The following is a 17,873-nucleotide window of genomic DNA, read 5'->3' as shown; positions in this document are numbered from 1 at the left end:
GAGGCCGGTGGGACAATACGTAAACCACACCGGAAAACACAATCTAACGGAAACGGAAATATCAAATGGCTGATATCAAAGCACTCGCTGAAAGCATTGTAGGTCTGACCCTGCTGGAAGCACAAGAACTGAAAACTCTCCTGAAAGACGAGTACGGCATCGAGCCTGCTGCTGGTGGCGCTGTAATGGTTGCCGGTGCTGCAGACGCTGGTGGCGCTGCTGCTGAGGAAAAAGACGAGTTTGACGTCATCCTGAAATCTGCTGGTGACAAGAAAATCAACGTCATCAAAGAAGTTCGCGCCATCACTGGCCTGGGCCTCAAAGAAGCAAAAGACCTGGTTGAAGCTGGCGGCAAAGCTGTCAAAGAAGGCGCAACCAAAGCTGAAGCTGAAGAAATCAAAACCAAGCTGGAAGCAGCTGGCGCTGAGATCGAACTCAAGTAATTCGGCCCGAACTTCGGTTCGGCGGTTTGAAAACATGGCTGGATCCGCAAATTTGCGGGTTCAGCCGCTCACGTCTGTAGCAGGTGAATGCCGAAAACGGACAATCGACGACGCGTCTTTCAAGGGGCCTGATCCCCAGACCTCTTGAAAGACGCGGGATTAATTCGGGTGCGAAGGTTTGGGAACTCTCGCAAGAATGGAATTATCTCGTGTTGATGGGATCATGATCAATCGGTGCCCAACGATTGTGACTGGTGGACATATGATAAGGTGACGACGCGCATGGCTCAGACCCATTCTGGCTTTAAACGTATCCGTAAATACTATGGCAAAATTCGTGAAGTTTTGGATATGCCAAACCTCATCGAAGTGCAGAAAAGCTCTTACGATCTTTTCCTGCGCTCCGGCGATCAGGAAACCCACACTGATGGTGAAGGTATCCAAGGCGTATTCCAGTCGGTTTTCCCGATCAAGGATTTCAACGAAACCGCCATTCTGGAGTTCGTGAAATACGAACTGGAACGTCCGAAATACGATGTTGAGGAATGTCAGCAGCGGGACATGACCTACAGTGCGCCTTTGAAAGTGACACTGCGTCTGATCGTGTTTGATATCGACGAGGATACAGGCGCGAAATCCGTCAAGGATATCAAGGAACAAGACGTGTTCATGGGCGACATGCCTTTGATGACACAAAACGGGACGTTCGTTGTGAACGGCACAGAGCGGGTGATCGTTTCCCAGATGCACCGCTCCCCCGGTGTGTTCTTTGACCACGACAAGGGTAAAACCCACTCTTCCGGTAAACTGCTGTTTGCTTCGCGGATCATCCCTTACCGCGGGTCGTGGCTGGACTTTGAATTTGATGCCAAAGATGTGGTTTACGCACGGATCGACCGTCGCCGCAAACTGCCTGTGACAACCCTGCTGTACGCGCTGGGTCTGGATCAGGAAGGCATCTGTGATGCGTATTATGACACGGTGAACTTCCGTCTGGTCAAAGGGCAGAAGGGTTGGGCAACCAAATTCTTCCCGGACCGGATCCGCGGCACCAAACCGTCTTACGACATTGTAGACGCTGATTCCGGCGAAGTGATTGCCGAAGCTGGCAAGAAGGTCACTCCGCGCACCGTTAAGAAGCTGAAAGACGAGGGCAAGGTTTCCGAAATCCTCGTCCCGTTCGAGCATCTGGCTGGCCGTTTTGCAGCCAAAGACATCATCAACGAAGAAACCGGCGAGATTTGGGTCGAAGCCGGTGACGAGTTGACGCTGGAATATGACAAAGATGGCGAAATCAACGGCGGCACCATCCAGCTTCTGCTGGAAAACGGTGTGACCGATGTACCGACTCTGGACATCGACAACGTCAACGTTGGTCCGTACATCCGCACAACCATGGCTGTGGACAAGAACCACCACCGTGACACAGCGCTGATGGACATCTACCGCGTCATGCGTCCGGGTGAGCCACCGACCGTTGAAGCAGCCTCTGCGCTGTTTGACACGCTGTTCTTTGATTCCGAGCGTTACGACCTGTCCGCTGTTGGCCGTGTTAAGATGAACATGCGTCTGCAACTGGATGCGGAAGACACCCAGCGCACGCTGCGCAAGGAAGACATCATCGCCGTCATCAAGGCGCTGGTTGACCTGCGCGACGGCAAGGGCGACATCGACGATATCGACCACCTTGGCAACCGTCGTGTGCGTTCCGTTGGCGAACTGATGGAAAACCAGTACCGTGTTGGCCTGCTGCGCATGGAACGTGCGATCAAGGAACGTATGTCCTCTGTCGAAATCGACACGATTATGCCGCAAGACCTGATCAACGCGAAACCGGCTGCTGCGGCTGTACGTGAATTCTTCGGCTCTTCCCAGCTGTCCCAGTTCATGGACCAAACCAACCCGCTGTCCGAAGTGACACACAAGCGCCGCCTGTCTGCGCTTGGGCCTGGGGGTCTGACCCGCGAACGTGCCGGCTTTGAAGTGCGCGACGTGCATCCGACACACTACGGTCGTATGTGTCCGATTGAAACGCCGGAAGGTCCGAACATTGGTCTGATCAACTCGCTGGCGTCTTTTGCCCGTGTGAACAAATACGGCTTCATTGAAACGCCTTACCGTAAAGTGACGGACTCCAAGGTGACGGATGAAGTGCAGTACATGTCCGCGACCGAGGAAATGCGCTATACTGTGGCGCAGGCCAACGCGCAGCTTGACGAAGAAGGCCGGTTCACCAACGATCTGGCGTCTTCCCGTCAGGCCGGTGAATACATGCTGACACAGCCGTCCAACATCGACTATATCGACGTTTCGCCAAAACAGCTGGTGTCTGTTGCGGCCTCGCTGATCCCGTTCCTTGAAAACGATGACGCCAACCGCGCATTGATGGGTTCGAACATGCAACGTCAGGCTGTTCCTCTGGTTAAGGCCGAAGCGCCTTACGTGGGAACAGGTATCGAAGAAGTTGTTGCACGGGATTCCGGTGCTGCGATCACGGCTCGCCGTGGTGGTATCATCGACCAGGTTGACGCGATGCGTATCGTTGTACGTGCCACTGAGAATCTGGAACCGGGCGATCCGGGCGTGGATATCTACCGTCTGCGCAAGTTCCAGCGCTCGAACCAGAACACCTGTATCAACCAGCGACCGTTGGTGAAGGTGGGTGACAAGGTTTCCGGTGGCGAAGTTATTGCCGATGGTCCTTCCACCGATCTGGGGGAACTGGCACTGGGTAAGAACATCCTCGTCGCGTTTATGCCTTGGAACGGCTACAACTATGAGGACTCCATTCTGATCTCCGAACGGATCGTGAAGGATGACGTGTTCACATCTATCCACATCGAGGAATTCGAAGTGGCGGCCCGTGATACGAAGCTTGGCCCAGAGGAAATCACCCGTGATATTCCGAACGTAGGTGAAGAAGCCCTGCGCAATCTGGACGAAGCCGGTATCGTTTACATCGGTGCCGAGGTTGGTCCTGCGGATATTCTGGTTGGTAAGATCACACCAAAAGGCGAAAGCCCGATGACGCCGGAAGAAAAACTTCTGCGTGCCATCTTTGGTGAGAAAGCGTCCGATGTTCGGGATACCTCCCTGCGTCTGCCACCGGGGGACTACGGTACTGTTGTAGAAGTTCGTGTGTTCAACCGTCACGGCGTTGAAAAAGACGAACGTGCGCTGCAAATCGAGCGTGAAGAAGTCGAACGCCTGAGCCGCGACCGCGACGATGAGATGGTCATCCTTGACCGTAACATCTATGCGCGTCTGCGTTCCATGGTTGAGGGAAAGGTTGCTGTCAAAGGTCCAAAGGGTGTCAAAGCCGGTTCGACCATTGATGCAGAACTGCTGGAAAGCCTGAGCCGTGGCCAATGGTGGCAACTGGCCCTGTCCGACGACAAGGAAGCTGCCGAGGTTGAAGCCCTCAATGCACAATACGAAGTGCAGAAGAAGGCTCTGGAAGCACGGTTCGAAGACAAGGTGGAAAAAGTCCGTCGCGGCGATGATCTGCCACCGGGTGTGATGAAGATGGTCAAAGTCTTCATTGCGGTGAAGCGCAAGCTGCAACCGGGTGATAAAATGGCCGGCCGTCACGGCAACAAAGGGGTTATCTCCCGCGTTGTTCCGATCGAGGACATGCCGTTCCTTGCCGATGGTACGCCGGTTGACTTCTGTCTGAACCCGCTGGGTGTGCCTTCGCGGATGAACGTTGGTCAGATTCTGGAAACGCACATGGGTTGGGCCGCACGCGGCTTGGGTCAGAGCATTTCCGAAGCCCTGCGCGACTATCGCCGCACCGGGGATATGACCCCTGTTCGGGACGCGATGAAAACCGCTTATGGCGAAGATCTCTATGCCGAAGTCATCGAAGACATGACCGAGACAGAGTTCCTCGAAGCGGCTGGTAACGTGACCAACGGTGTTCCAATTGCAACGCCGGTATTTGATGGGGCCAAAGAGGCTGACGTTAACGACGCGCTGACCCGTGCCGGTTTCGAAACCTCCGGTCAGTCCATCGTGTTTGACGGTCGCACAGGTGAGCAATTCGCCCGCCCTGTAACTGTCGGCGTGAAATACCTGCTAAAGCTGCATCACCTTGTGGACGACAAAATCCACGCCCGTTCGACTGGCCCATACTCGCTCGTCACACAGCAGCCGCTGGGTGGTAAGGCGCAGTTCGGTGGTCAGCGCTTCGGTGAGATGGAAGTCTGGGCACTGGAAGCCTACGGCGCCGCTTACACCCTGCAGGAAATGCTGACGGTGAAATCGGATGACGTTGCAGGCCGGACCAAGGTTTATGAAGCCATCGTCAAAGGCGAGGACAATTTCGAGGCCGGTATTCCGGAATCGTTCAACGTTCTCGTGAAAGAGATCCGCTCGCTTGGCTTGAATGTCGAGCTGCTGGACGCGGAGACAGAGTAAGGCGCCCGCGCCTTACTCCCTTTGGAAATCGAGATTAGGATCAAAAAATGAACCAAGAAATCACGAACAACCCGTTTAACCCCGTCCAGGCGCCTCGAACCTTTGACGAAATCAAGATCTCTCTGGCCTCGCCAGAGCGGATCCTGAGCTGGTCCTACGGTGAGATCAAAAAGCCCGAGACAATCAACTACCGGACCTTCAAGCCAGAACGGGACGGCCTGTTCTGTGCGCGGATTTTTGGCCCGATCAAGGACTATGAATGTCTGTGCGGCAAATACAAGCGGATGAAATACCGCGGTGTGACCTGTGAGAAATGTGGTGTTGAAGTTACGCTTCAAAAAGTACGTCGTGAGCGTATGGGCCACATTGAACTGGCAGCACCTGTTGCGCACATCTGGTTCCTGAAATCCCTGCCATCCCGCATCGGTCTGATGCTGGACATGACCCTGCGCGAGCTGGAGCGTGTTCTGTATTTTGAACAATACGTTGTGATCGAGCCGGGCCTGACTGACCTCAACTACGGTCAGATGATGAACGAAGAAGAGTTCATGGACGCGCAAGATGTCTATGGCGAAGACGCGTTCAACGCAGGTATCGGTGCGGAAGCCATTCGTGAAATGCTGGCTAACATCGATCTGGAAGCAGAAGCCGAACAGCTGCGTGCTGATCTGGCCGAAGCAACTGGTGAACTGAAGCCGAAGAAGATCATCAAACGCCTGAAAGTTGTGGAATCCTTCCTGGAATCCGGCAACCGTCCGGAATGGATGATCCTGACCGTGATCCCTGTGATCCCGCCAGAGCTGCGCCCGCTGGTGCCGCTGGATGGTGGCCGCTTTGCCACTTCCGATCTGAACGACCTTTACCGTCGTGTGATCAACCGGAACAACCGTCTGAAACGTCTGATCGAACTGCGTGCGCCTGATATTATCGTGCGTAACGAAAAGCGGATGCTGCAGGAATCTGTGGACGCGTTGTTTGACAACGGCCGTCGTGGTCGGGTGATCACCGGTGCCAACAAGCGCCCGCTGAAATCCCTGTCCGACATGCTGAAAGGTAAGCAGGGCCGTTTCCGTCAGAACCTTTTGGGGAAACGGGTCGACTTCTCCGGTCGTTCGGTGATTGTGACAGGTCCGGAACTGAAACTGCACCAATGTGGTCTTCCCAAGAAGATGGCGCTGGAGCTGTTCAAACCGTTCATCTACTCCCGTCTAGAGGCCAAAGGTCTGTCCAGCACAGTCAAGCAAGCCAAAAAGATCGTCGAAAAAGAACGCCCCGAGGTTTGGGATATTCTGGACGAAGTGATCCGTGAACACCCTGTTCTGCTGAACCGTGCGCCAACGCTGCACCGTCTTGGCATTCAGGCATTCGAACCCACGCTGATCGAAGGTAAAGCCATTCAGCTTCACCCGCTGGTCTGTTCCGCGTTTAACGCCGACTTTGACGGCGACCAAATGGCGGTTCACGTTCCTCTGAGCCTTGAGGCCCAGCTGGAAGCGCGTGTTCTGATGATGTCCACAAACAACGTTCTGTCGCCGGCCAACGGTAAGCCGATCATCGTTCCTTCGCAGGACATGATTTTGGGTCTTTACTACATCACCATGGAACGCGAGGGCATGAAAGGTCAGGGCATGACCTTTGCGTCCGAGCAGGAAGTGAACCACGCGCTGGACGCGGGCATTGTGCACCTGCACACCAAGATCAACTGCCGGATGGAGCAGGTGGACGAAGAAGGTAACACCATCTTTGTACGCTATGAAACCACTCCTGGCCGTGTCCGTCTGGGTGCTCTGCTGCCTCTGAACGCCAAAGCACCGTTTGACATCGTCAACCGTCTGCTGCGGAAGAAAGAAGTGGGTGAGGTGATTGATACCGTCTACCGTTATTGCGGTCAGAAGGAATCGGTAATCTTCTGTGACCAGATCATGACCCTTGGTTTCCGTGAAGCGTTCAAGGCCGGTATTTCCTTCGGCAAGGACGACATGGTTATCCCTGACAGCAAATGGGCGATCGTGAACGACACCCGTGATCAGGTGAAGGAATTCGAACAACAGTACCTCGACGGTCTGATCACTCAGGGCGAGAAGTACAACAAAGTTGTCGACAGCTGGTCCAAGTGTTCCGACGCGGTTGCGGATGCCATGATGGGCGATATCTCTGCCATGAAAGTGGACGATGCCGGTGCCGAAGAGGAACCGAACAGCGTTTACATGATGGCGCACTCCGGTGCGCGGGGTTCCCCTGCACAGATGAAACAGCTGGGCGGTATGCGCGGTCTGATGGCCAAGCCGAACGGCGAGATCATCGAAACGCCGATTATCTCCAACTTTAAAGAAGGTCTGACCGTTCTGGAGTACTTTAACTCCACCCACGGTGCCCGTAAGGGTCTGGCAGATACCGCTTTGAAAACAGCGAACTCCGGTTATCTGACACGGCGTCTGGTTGACGTTGCGCAGGACTGTATCGTGCGGGAAATCGATTGTGGTACCGAGCGCGGGATCACTGCTACGGCTGCTGTAAACGACGGTGAAGTTGTTGCTTCCCTGTCCGAGCGCATCCTTGGCCGTGTGACCAACGAGGATATCATCAATCCGGCTACCGAAGAGCTGATCTGCCCACGGGGTGAGCTGATCGACGAGCGTATGGCTGACCTGATCGAGAATTCCGGCGTCAACACCATGCAAATCCGCTCGCCGCTGACCTGTGAAGCTGAAGACGGCATTTGTGCGACCTGTTACGGCCGCGATCTGGCACGTGGCACTCAGGTGAACCCGGGCGAGGCCGTTGGCATCATCGCTGCGCAGTCTATCGGTGAACCCGGTACACAGCTGACGATGCGGACGTTCCACATCGGCGGTATTGCGCAGGGTGGTCAGCAGTCCTTCCAGGAAGCCAGCGTTGACGGTACTGTCGATTTGCGCAACCCGAACATCCTGAAGAACCGTGACGGTGAAATGATCGTTATGGGCCGGACGGTAGAGATTGTGATCATTGATGAACACGGTGTCGAGCGTGCATCCCACAAACTGAGCTATGGTACAAAAATCATGGTGAAGGACGGGGATAAGGTTTCACGGGGCGACAAGCTCTATGAATGGGACCCCTACACACTGCCGATCATCGCCGAGAAAGATGGTACAACCAAGTTTGTTGACCTGACAGCCGGTATCTCTGTTCGCGACGAAACCGATGACGCAACTGGTATCAGCCAGAAGATCGTAACCGACTGGCGTTCTGCGCCTAAGGGCAATGATCTGAAGCCTGAAATCATTATCATGGATGAAAACGGCGATCCGGTGCGCAACGATGCGGGCAACCCTGTATCCTACGCCATGTCTGTTGACGCGATCCTTTCCGTCGAAGACGGTCAGGATGTCAAAGCCGGTGACGTTGTTGCGCGTATCCCGCGTGAAGGTGCAAAAACAAAAGACATCACCGGTGGTCTGCCGCGTGTTGCCGAACTGTTTGAAGCCCGTCGTCCGAAAGACCACGCGATCATCGCTGAAATCGACGGTTACGTGCGCTTCGGCCGCGACTACAAGAACAAGCGTCGCATTTCTATCGAGCCAGCAGACGAAAGCCTGGAACCGGTTGAATACATGGTGCCTAAAGGGAAACACATTCCTGTTCAGGAAGGTGATTTCATCCAGAAGGGCGAATACATCATGGACGGCAATCCGGCGCCGCATGACATCCTGAACATTATGGGTGTCGAGGCTCTGGCTGACTATATGATCGACGAAGTTCAGGACGTGTATCGTCTGCAAGGTGTTAAGATCAACGATAAGCATATCGAAGTGATCGTGCGCCAGATGCTGCAAAAATGGGAAATCTCCCATTCCGGTGGCACCACCCTGTTGAAGGGTGAGCAGGTCGATAAGGCAGAGTTTGACGAAGTGAATGCCAAGGCGGAAGCCAAAGGTCTGGAGCCAGCCAAAGGCGGTCCGATCCTTCTGGGTATCACCAAGGCATCGCTGCAAACACGCTCCTTCATCTCGGCTGCGTCGTTCCAGGAAACCACGCGTGTACTGACCGAAGCATCGGTTCAGGGCAAACGTGATAAGCTGATCGGCCTGAAAGAGAACGTGATCGTAGGGCGCCTGATCCCGGCTGGTACAGGTGGGGCAACCCATCAGATCAAACGGATCGCGTCTGATCGTGATGGCAAGGTTATCGAGGAAAACAAGGCAGCAGCAGAAGAAGCTGCGGCACTGCTCGGCCCTGTCGGAGACGACAACATGTCCGGTTTTGATGCCGCTGACGCCGCTGACGGTGTTATGGGCGAAGATCTGGGCGTGGGCTTTGGTGACGGCGGTGACGGCACCGAACAACCAAGCTGATTTCCAGCCTTATAGAATTGCGAAAGCCCGGCCATATGGTCGGGCTTTTGCATTTTAAAGCCTCTCTATGGCCTGCCGGAACTTTTTGACGTTCACCCCGAAACGGAACTTCAGCTTGCGGCGGTGTTCGTCTTCCATAGGGCTGAAATGCTTCGGAAAAACATCGCCGGAATCATTAGAACCGTTCTGCGTGCGCACAAACATCAGCGGCTGGGGCATTGTGACAGTCGGGATAAGCTGGTTCAGCTTCTGGTGGGGCAGATGCACATGGGTCCGTGTATCGCTCGCCGGAAGGAAGATCACCTGAGCGGGCGTCCAGTTGGCCTTTTGCCTTGTGTTGATCTCCAGTCCTTTGGCACCTTTGCGCAGCGCATAACCGTTGGTGTAATCCAGCCCGAGCTGTTGCTTCAGTTCTGCCATCGGCCGCAGGCGCGGGAAAAGATCGTGGACATCCTCAATGAAATTCAACGCAACTGCGTCATCGTCGTCCATGCGGAAATGGGCGATCCATTCCGCGTTTTCCTGTTTGCACTGTCCAATGACCTCCTCCATGACAGCGCGGTGGTTGGCAGGGGGGCGCACAAACAGCCGCGCTTGCGGCAGATCTGCCAGCAGGTCTTTTAAACGGTCCAGATACTGCGCGGGCATTTCACTACAGGCCAGAACAGCAAGGGTGAAATCGGGATGGGTCTGGCGCCTTAGCGCTGGCAGGCAGAGGTGTTCGAAATAGGCAAACCGCTCTTCCATGCGCTGTTTCCCGTAGAGATAGGCGATATGGTCTTCCAGTGTGTCGTGCTGGATCTGGAAGCCGCCAATAGTTGCGAAAGAAAACCGCGTAATGCCGATGATTTGCATAATTTCCCCAATGAAACCTGTCCAAGTCTAGGGGTGGGCGGAAGAAAAACTCAAGAGTTTCTGCAAGACATTTGATCTGTGCCGTTTTGGCGATAGGTTACTCCCAGTTGCGTAAGGGGTGAATTTTGACTGCGGATAAAAACCAGATCGTCGGCGTGATGCGCTTCTCCTATATTTCCAAGGGGGGCTTTGCCCACAGCCATGAAAGTCAGGAAGATCAGGAGGCGATGATCTATGCCCCTGAACGGATGGAACGCCGGTTTCGCTTGTTTGAAGATTTTGCCCTGCGCAGCTTAAAATACCAGACAGATCAGGATTTCAAAATCGTATTCCTGATTACCCAAAGTATGCCGCAAAACTATAAGGACCGGCTTCGGGATCTGGTGGCCGGATGGGCGCCAGGACAGGTGGTTGCCAAACCTTTCATGCCCCAGTTCCGCGCGATCCGCACCTGTTATGATGCGCTACAGGACACAGGCGCGGATTACTTTACTTCGTTCCGGCTGGACGACGATGATATGATCGACACCCGCTTTATCGAAAGGGTACGCAGCCGTGCTGTGAAGCTGGCACAAGTTAAGGATGATGCGGCACCCGTGGTGATCAGCTTCAATCGGGGGCTCTATCTGAAGATCGGGCAGCAGAAGAACCATATCTTCGATGCCGTGGAACGCACGCCGCTTTCGGTGGGAACGGCCATGATCACGCGCACCGGTGCCCACGAAAACATCTATTCCCGCAACCATCGCAAACTGCCTGCGTTTTTTACCACGTTTTCCGATGTGGATTGCCCAAGCTGGTTGCGCACCATTCACCATGACAATGACAGTAAGCCGGAGTTCACCGGCGAGACCAAGCTCTTAGGAAAGACAGAAGTGGACGTGCAACTGCGCACGGCTTTTGATCTGAAACGCACAGACCTTGAAAGCTGGGGGCGGTAGGAACCGCCCCGCGCTGTCAGCCTCTGGGTTGCAATGTTTCCACCATCTTGGCAAAGAAACTTGCGCCGATGGGGGCGATGTCGTCGTTGAAGTCATAGTCGGGATGATGCACCGGCGCGGTGTCGCCCTGCCCGAGAAACAGATAGGCGCCCGGCCGTTCTTCCAGCATATAGGCAAAATCCTCGGCGGGGAGGATCGGTTTTGTTTCTGCATCCACCAGAGACTCTCCGACGATGGAGCGGGCCACTTCTGCGGCCATTTCCGCATTTGCCGCGTGGTTGATCGTGGGCGGATAGCCGTATTCGAAGTCCAGTTTAACCTCTACATCAAAGGTCGCCGCGATACCGTCACAGATTGCCTGCATCCGTTTGGCGATGGTGGCTTGTACCTCTTTGTCAAAGGTACGGACAGTTCCGCAGATATAGGCGGTGTCCGGTACGATGTTGTTGGCTGTGCCCGACACGAATTCCCCGACAGAGATTACCGCACGGTCAAGACCGCCCAGATTGCGCGAGGATATGGTCTGCAGGGCCTGCACCAGTGACACGCCGGCGATCAGCGGGTCTTTGGTGTTTTCCGGTTGTGCGCCGTGGCCGCCGGATCCGTTGATATTGATAGTGAACGTATCGGCCGCCGCCAGCAGGGCGCCGGAGTTCAGTGCAAATGTGCCTACCGCGACCCCCGGCATATTGTGGATGCCATAGACCTGAGAAATGTGAAAGCGGTCCATAATACCTTCTTCGCACATCACCCGCCCGCCGCCGCTGCCTTCTTCAGCCGGCTGGAAGATCAGCGCGACACGGCCGGAGAAGTTGCGTGTCTCGGCCAGATAGCGGGCGGCCCCCAAAAGCATAGTGGTATGTCCGTCATGTCCGCACGCGTGCATCTTCCCCTCGTGGGTCGATTTGTACGCATGGTCTTTGTTCTCGCTCAGGGGCAGGGCATCCATATCGGCCCTCAGACCGATGGTGGGGCCTTCGGACTGGCCGTTAATAATGGCGACCATGCCGGTCTGCGCGATGCCTTCGTGCAATTCGTCCACCCCGAAGCTGCGTAGCTTCTCTGCTACAAAAGCAGAGGTCTTCGGTAGGTCGAAATCCAGTTCGGGAATGGAGTGCAAATGGCGGCGCCATTTTGTCATATCGGTGTGAAATTCGGAAATTCGGTTGATAATCGGCATAAGGAATCCTTTCGCTTTGGAAAGAGCCTAGCGGATTGTCTTTTCACGTGAAACAGGCAGTTTGGGGCTGGTTCCGGAGGTTAACGCCGTGCAGATTGTAGCTGCCGTTCCGTCAGGCCGAGCTTGCCCGCGAACCGTTCCCTTGCACGGATCAGACGGGGATCATCCGGTTTCATTCCCAAGGTGCGGATGAACTCGGAGCGGGACAGGCGCTCGCGCGTGTCCGGATCAATCGCGGTGCCCATTGCACGGTCGATAATCTGCCCGCCGTAGCTGACATGGAACATGCGGGTGAAATCCTTGAAGTGGTGAATGTTGTGGCGGCGGGTCACGGCCACTTCGGGCGCGAATTTGCGGATATTGAGGTGTGCGGTCATGTGATACCACTCATACCCCAGAAAGGTCAGTACGTGGCCGACAAAGACAAAGGCCACCGCCATGGGTAAGGCACTGGCAAAGCCGAGCAGGGCAAAGATTGCCCAGTAGATCAGAAAGCCTGCAACCAGAACCGGTAGCATGAACCAGATCGGCACGAAAAACAGTTTGGTGTTGGTTGGAAAGTCGTGATGCCCGTAGTGACAGAGATAGAGCAGATCAAACAGCCGCTGATTGCGGGGCGGCGGCAGGTGAAAGATATGCCGGTGGATGGAATACTCTGTCAGCATCTGCCCGCCGATGCCTGCGGGGATCAACAACAAGAACACCGGTTCCCAGTTCAGCGCCGTGTATAGGATTGCGCCCAGCAGGATCAGTGTCATCAACTGAATGGAGAAATGGCTATAGAGCAACCGGAAGCGATACCCGATGGCGCGGGTGGCTGGGGATAGTGTGGGTTGATCTATGCTGGCCATAAGCAAAAGCCTATCGCTCCATTCCGTGTCTGAACAGGGGTGACTTGACGGTAAGGCCTCGGGTGCAGGGACGTAACGGAGTTTGCCACCGGATTGCCTCCTGTGTTGACGGGATGGTCTCGCGCCGCAAAAACTCTCTGCGACACACAAAGGGGAGAAGTGCGATGGATCTGGAACAGGCAATGCAGGGACGGCGCAGCATTCGCGGGTTCAAGAAGGAACCGGTACAGCGCGAACTGCTTGAGGAGATCATCGCGCTGGCCAACCGCGCCCCGTCATCAATGAACACGCAACCGTGGCATTTTCACGTGTTGACGGGGGAGCCGCTAGAGGCCGTCCGGCAAGGCAATTCGGAACGGATGCTCGGCGGGGTGCCTCCGGTGCGGGAGATCGTCGATCACGGCGCCTATGAAGGGGTGCACCGCGACCGTCAGGTTGAAATCGCCATTCAACTGTTCGAGGCGATGGGGATCGAACGCCACGACAAGGAAAAGCGGCAGGACTGGGTCATGCGCGGCTTCCGCCAGTTTGATGCCCCTGTGTCTGTGGTGGTGTGTCTGGATCGGGATCTGGTAGACGGCACCATCGCCCACTTTGATCTCGGGGCTGTCACCTACGGGCTTGTGCTGGCGGCATGGTCCAAGGGACTGGGCTCTGTCATCAACGGGCAGGGGATCATGCAATCCCCTGTGGTACGCGAACATGCAGGCATCCCGGACGATCAGGTGATCATGACCTGCGTTGCCCTTGGCTGGCCGGACGAAAGCTTTGAAGCCAATGGTGTCGTGTCCCGTCGCCGGCCCGTAGAAAACATGGCGCGCTTTGTCGGATTTTAGGGTCTCTCGCCTGCTTCGGCTTGCACCGTGGACCGGTGCAGGCTAACTAAGGCTGTAACCGGCCAGCCTGCCCCCCCACCTGTTGACAGGCTAGCCGACTCCCCTTATACGCGCGTTCACAGCTACGATTGTCTGCTTTGGGAATCGTTTCTAGCCATACATTGGCGGTCAAGATCCGGGCCTGTGCCCCGATCCTCTGGAATTTAACCGCGGTAGCCCATTCACACTCGTGCGGGCTGCCGTGTTCGCGGTGTTTGATCGACAGATCATGCACCTATTCGAGTTTGAAATAGGTAAAACGGAGTTTCCGAATGCCAACAATCCAACAGCTGATCCGCAAGCCGCGCCAGCCGAAAGTTAAACGCTCCAAGTCGATGCACTTGCAGTCTTGCCCGCAAAAACGTGGTGTATGTACACGCGTTTACACAACAACACCTAAGAAGCCGAACTCGGCTATGCGTAAGGTTGCCAAAGTGCGCCTGACAAATGGTTTCGAGGTCATCTCTTATATCCCTGGTGAAAGCCACAACCTTCAGGAACACTCTGTTGTTCTGATCCGCGGCGGTCGTGTAAAAGACCTTCCGGGTGTCCGTTACCACATCCTGCGCGGTGTTCTGGATACCCAAGGTGTTAAAGATCGTAAACAACGTCGCTCGAAATACGGCGCGAAGAAGCCGAAGTAAGGATAACAAGATATGTCACGTCGCCATCGCGCTGAAAAAAGAGAAATCCTGCCAGACGCCAAGTTTCACGACCGCGTTCTGTCTAAGTTCATGAACAACCTGATGCTGGACGGCAAAAAATCTGCCGCCGAGCGTATCGTCTATGGCGCGCTGGGTCGCGTTGAAGACAAAACCAAACGTGCGCCTGTGGAAGTGTTCCACGAAGCGCTCGACAACATCAAACCTGCTGTGGAGGTTCGCTCCCGTCGTGTGGGTGGTGCCACCTATCAGGTGCCTGTCGAAGTTCGTCCCGAGCGCCGTGAGGCCCTGGCGATCCGTTGGTTGATCAAAGCGTCCCGCGCCCGCAACGAAAACACCATGGAAGAGCGTCTCGCATCCGAACTTCTGGATGCTGTGAACTCTCGTGGTTCCGCGGTCAAGAAACGCGAAGACACCCACAAAATGGCCGAGGCTAACAAAGCCTTCAGCCACTACCGCTGGTAAGAGGAAGCCCGTCAAATGGCACGTGAATATCCACTGGAACTATACCGCAACTTCGGGATTATGGCGCATATTGATGCGGGTAAGACCACATGTTCGGAACGTATCCTGTTCTACACGGGTAAATCCCACAACATCGGCGAGGTGCACGATGGTGCAGCCACTATGGACTGGATGGAGCAAGAGCAAGAGCGTGGGATTACCATCACTTCTGCTGCGACAACCACATTCTGGGAACGTACGGAAGACGGCGAAACTGCCGACACTCCCAAGCACCGTCTGAACATCATCGACACTCCTGGCCACGTTGACTTCACAATTGAAGTTGAACGTTCCCTTGCTGTGCTTGATGGCGCTGTTTGTGTTCTCGACGCCAACGCCGGTGTTGAGCCTCAGACAGAAACAGTTTGGCGTCAGGCTGACCGCTATAAAGTTCCACGGATGGTTTTCGTGAACAAAATGGACAAAATCGGCGCTGACTTCTTCAACTGTGTAAACATGATTGAAGAGCGTACAGGTGCGGTTGCTGTTCCTGTGGGCATTCCGATCGGTGCTGAAACAGAGCTCGAAGGTCTGGTTGACCTCGTAACCATGGAAGAGTGGTTGTGGCAGGGTGAAGATCTGGGCGCGTCCTGGATCAAAGCTCCTATCCGCGACAGCCTCAAAGACATGGCTGACGAATGGCGCAACAAGCTGATCGAAGCTGCCGTCGAAATGGACGACGAGGCAATGGAAGCCTATCTGGAAGGTAACGAACCAGATGTGCCAACACTGCGCAAGCTGATCCGTAAGGGTTGTCTGTCCCTGACTTTCGTACCTGTTCTGGGTGGTTCTGCTTTCAAGAACAAAGGTGTTCAACCATTGCTGAACGCTGTGATCGACTACCTGCCATCCCCTCTGGATGTTGTTGATTACATGGGCTTCAAACCCGGTGACGAAGAAGAGATTCGTAACATCCCACGTCGTGCGGATGACTCGATGGCATTCTCCGGTCTGGCGTTCAAAATCATGAACGACCCGTTCGTTGGTTCCTTGACGTTCACACGGATCTACTCCGGTGTTCTGAACAAAGGCGACAACCTGCTGAACTCGACCAAAGGTAAAAAAGAGCGCGTCGGTCGTATGATGATGATGCACTCCAACAACCGTGAGGAAATCGAAGAAGCGTTTGCAGGCGACATTATCGCGCTGGCGGGTCTGAAAGACACGACAACCGGTGATACGCTTTGTGCACAGAACGATCCTGTGGTTCTCGAAACAATGACATTCCCAGATCCTGTGATCGAGATTGCTGTTGAGCCGAAAACCAAAGCCGACCAAGAGAAAATGTCTCAGGGTCTGGCCCGTCTTGCTGCTGAAGACCCGTCCTTCCGGGTGGAAACTGACATCGAATCCGGTCAGACCATCATGAAAGGCATGGGCGAACTTCACCTGGACATTCTGGTTGATCGTCTGAAGCGTGAATTCAAGGTTGAAGCGAACATCGGTGCGCCTCAGGTTGCGTATCGTGAGACAATTTCTCACGAAGCTGAAATCACCTACACCCACAAGAAACAGTCGGGTGGTTCGGGTCAGTACGCTGAGGTCAAGATGAACATCATCCCGACCGAGCCTGGCGAAGGGTTCTCCTTTGAATCCAAGATCGTTGGTGGTGCTATTCCAAAAGAATACATCCCTGGCGTACAAAAAGGTATCGAGTCTGTGATGGACAGCGGGCCACTGGCTGGCTTCCCTGTTATCGACTTCAGAGTTGAGCTGTTAGACGGTAAATTCCACGACGTTGACTCCAGCGTCATGGCGTTTGAAATCGCAGGTCGTATGGCTATGCGCGAAGGCATGAAAAAAGCCGGCGCGAAAATGCTGGAACCGATCATGAAAGTTGAAGTGATTACTCCGGAAGAATACACCGGCGGTATCATCGGCGATCTGACCTCCCGTCGCGGGATGGTTCAGGGTCAGGACACACGGGGCAACGCAATCGCGATTGACGCACGTGTTCCACTGGCCAACATGTTCGGCTACATCAACACCCTGCGGTCCATGTCTTCGGGTCGTGCGAACTTCACCATGCAGTTCTCCCACTACGAAGCCGTTCCGTCGAACATCTCTGAAGAGATCCAGTCGAAATTCGCTTAACCGGTGCGGCGGGGTGAACCCCGCCCTACCATAACCCGTAGGGCGGGGTTTACCCCGCCACCCGCAGAGAAAAAGGAGCCATAAGATGGCAAAAGAGAAATTTGAACGCACGAAGCCGCATTGTAACATCGGTACAATCGGCCACGTTGACCACGGCAAGACGACTCTGACGGCTGCGATTACCAAGCAGTTTTCGGATCACTTCAAAGCCTATGACGAGATCGACGGCGCGCCAGAAGAAAAAGCACGCGGTATCACCATTTCCACTGCTCACGTTGAGTATGAGACAGAGAACCGTCACTACGCCCACGTTGATTGCCCGGGCCACGCTGACTATGTGAAAAACATGATCACCGGTGCGGCGCAGATGGACGGCGCGATCCTGGTTGTGAACGCAGCCGACGGCCCTATGCCACAAACCCGCGAGCACATCCTGCTCGGCCGTCAGGTTGGCATCCCGTCCATGGTTGTTTTCATGAACAAAGTTGACCAGGTAGACGACGAAGAGCTGCTGGAACTGGTTGAAATGGAAATCCGCGAGCTGCTGAACGAGTACGACTACCCAGGTGACGATATTCCAATCATCGCCGGTTCTGCTCTGGCTGCTCTGGAAGACCGCGACGACGCAATCGGCAAAGACAAGATCGCCGAGCTGATGGCTGCTGTTGACGAATACATCCCGCAGCCGCCACGTGCTGTTGACGAGCCTTTC

Annotated in this window: 12 protein-coding genes; 9 read left to right on the top strand and 3 right to left on the bottom strand. The window is 54.9% G+C overall.

What is annotated here, in order from left to right; all coding sequences use genetic code 11:
• The first annotated feature begins 65 nt into the window (after positions 1 to 65).
• The 3 genes from rplL to rpoC all read left to right on the top strand — a co-directional run bounded on the left by rplL (position 66) and on the right by rpoC (position 9,199).
• Positions 66 to 443, top strand: coding sequence for a 50S ribosomal protein L7/L12 (gene rplL, locus C0U40_RS19840; RefSeq protein WP_069301673.1), 378 nt, complete (start codon positions 66 to 68; stop codon positions 441 to 443).
• A gap of 282 nt (positions 444 to 725) precedes the next feature.
• Entirely contained in the window at positions 726 to 4,862 is a 4,137-nt protein-coding gene (gene rpoB, locus C0U40_RS19835; protein ID WP_101657533.1) for a DNA-directed RNA polymerase subunit beta, read from the top strand.
• A gap of 47 nt (positions 4,863 to 4,909) precedes the next feature.
• Complete coding sequence (gene rpoC / locus C0U40_RS19830) at positions 4,910 to 9,199, top strand: DNA-directed RNA polymerase subunit beta' (RefSeq protein WP_101657532.1); 4,290 nt, start codon at positions 4,910 to 4,912, stop codon at positions 9,197 to 9,199.
• Between the two features lie 54 nt (positions 9,200 to 9,253).
• Here the strand turns inward: rpoC and C0U40_RS19825 are convergent, their stop codons facing one another.
• Complete coding sequence (locus tag C0U40_RS19825; RefSeq protein ID WP_101657531.1) at positions 9,254 to 10,054, bottom strand: glycosyltransferase; 801 nt, start codon at positions 10,052 to 10,054, stop codon at positions 9,254 to 9,256.
• 125 nt (positions 10,055 to 10,179) lie between these two features.
• On the opposite strand from C0U40_RS19825, the gene C0U40_RS19820 reads away from it, so the two are divergent.
• Complete coding sequence (locus C0U40_RS19820) at positions 10,180 to 10,995, top strand: glycosyltransferase (protein WP_101657530.1); 816 nt, start codon at positions 10,180 to 10,182, stop codon at positions 10,993 to 10,995.
• Positions 10,996 to 11,011: 16 nt separating this feature from the next.
• Here C0U40_RS19820 and C0U40_RS19815 read toward each other — a convergent pair whose 3' ends face one another.
• Positions 11,012 to 12,175 (bottom strand): M20 aminoacylase family protein, encoded by a 1,164-nt coding sequence (locus C0U40_RS19815; protein ID WP_101657529.1) that lies wholly within the window; start codon positions 12,173 to 12,175, stop codon positions 11,012 to 11,014.
• Between the two features lie 80 nt (positions 12,176 to 12,255).
• Positions 12,256 to 13,026: a sterol desaturase family protein gene (locus C0U40_RS19810; RefSeq protein WP_101657528.1), complete on the bottom strand. Its 771-nt coding sequence runs from the start codon at positions 13,024 to 13,026 to the stop codon at positions 12,256 to 12,258.
• Positions 13,027 to 13,190: 164 nt separating this feature from the next.
• On the opposite strand from C0U40_RS19810, the gene C0U40_RS19805 reads away from it, so the two are divergent.
• From C0U40_RS19805 to C0U40_RS19785, 5 genes are all read left to right on the top strand, one after another.
• A complete protein-coding gene (locus C0U40_RS19805; RefSeq protein WP_101657527.1) occupies positions 13,191 to 13,862 on the top strand; it encodes a nitroreductase in 672 nt (223 codons plus the stop codon).
• Between the two features lie 311 nt (positions 13,863 to 14,173).
• Positions 14,174 to 14,545, top strand: coding sequence for a 30S ribosomal protein S12 (gene rpsL / locus C0U40_RS19800; RefSeq protein WP_069301666.1), 372 nt, complete (start codon positions 14,174 to 14,176; stop codon positions 14,543 to 14,545).
• A 12-nt stretch (positions 14,546 to 14,557) separates the two neighbouring features.
• Positions 14,558 to 15,028, top strand: a complete 471-nt coding sequence (rpsG, locus tag C0U40_RS19795; RefSeq protein ID WP_101657526.1) for a 30S ribosomal protein S7 — start codon at positions 14,558 to 14,560, stop codon at positions 15,026 to 15,028.
• Positions 15,029 to 15,043: 15 nt separating this feature from the next.
• Entirely contained in the window at positions 15,044 to 17,161 is a 2,118-nt protein-coding gene (fusA, locus tag C0U40_RS19790; RefSeq protein WP_101657525.1) for an elongation factor G, read from the top strand.
• An 85-nt stretch (positions 17,162 to 17,246) separates the two neighbouring features.
• Positions 17,247 to 17,873: GTP-binding protein (locus C0U40_RS19785; protein WP_145991960.1), on the top strand; the 627-nt coding region annotated here is incomplete at its 3' end.

Origin of the sequence: Neptunicoccus cionae, from assembly GCF_002860325.1 — a bacterium.
GTDB classification, from domain to species: Bacteria; Pseudomonadota; Alphaproteobacteria; order Rhodobacterales; family Rhodobacteraceae; genus Amylibacter; species Amylibacter lutimaris.
This window is presented reverse-complemented; position numbering and strand designations above follow the sequence as displayed.

What these genes read in the sequence shown, in the direction of transcription:
- rplL (WP_069301673.1), top strand. Translation starts at nt 66, where the DNA reads ATGGCTGATATCAAAGCACTCGCTGAAAGCATTGTAGGTCTGACCCTG.
- rpoB (WP_101657533.1), top strand. Translation starts at nt 726, where the DNA reads ATGGCTCAGACCCATTCTGGCTTTAAACGTATCCGTAAATACTATGGC.
- rpoC (WP_101657532.1), top strand. Translation starts at nt 4,910, where the DNA reads ATGAACCAAGAAATCACGAACAACCCGTTTAACCCCGTCCAGGCGCCT.
- C0U40_RS19825 (WP_101657531.1), bottom strand. Translation starts at nt 10,054, where the DNA reads ATGCAAATCATCGGCATTACGCGGTTTTCTTTCGCAACTATTGGCGGC.
- C0U40_RS19815 (WP_101657529.1), bottom strand. Translation starts at nt 12,175, where the DNA reads ATGCCGATTATCAACCGAATTTCCGAATTTCACACCGATATGACAAAA.
- C0U40_RS19810 (WP_101657528.1), bottom strand. Translation starts at nt 13,026, where the DNA reads ATGGCCAGCATAGATCAACCCACACTATCCCCAGCCACCCGCGCCATC.
- C0U40_RS19805 (WP_101657527.1), top strand. Translation starts at nt 13,191, where the DNA reads ATGGATCTGGAACAGGCAATGCAGGGACGGCGCAGCATTCGCGGGTTC.
- rpsL (WP_069301666.1), top strand. Translation starts at nt 14,174, where the DNA reads ATGCCAACAATCCAACAGCTGATCCGCAAGCCGCGCCAGCCGAAAGTT.
- rpsG (WP_101657526.1), top strand. Translation starts at nt 14,558, where the DNA reads ATGTCACGTCGCCATCGCGCTGAAAAAAGAGAAATCCTGCCAGACGCC.
- fusA (WP_101657525.1), top strand. Translation starts at nt 15,044, where the DNA reads ATGGCACGTGAATATCCACTGGAACTATACCGCAACTTCGGGATTATG.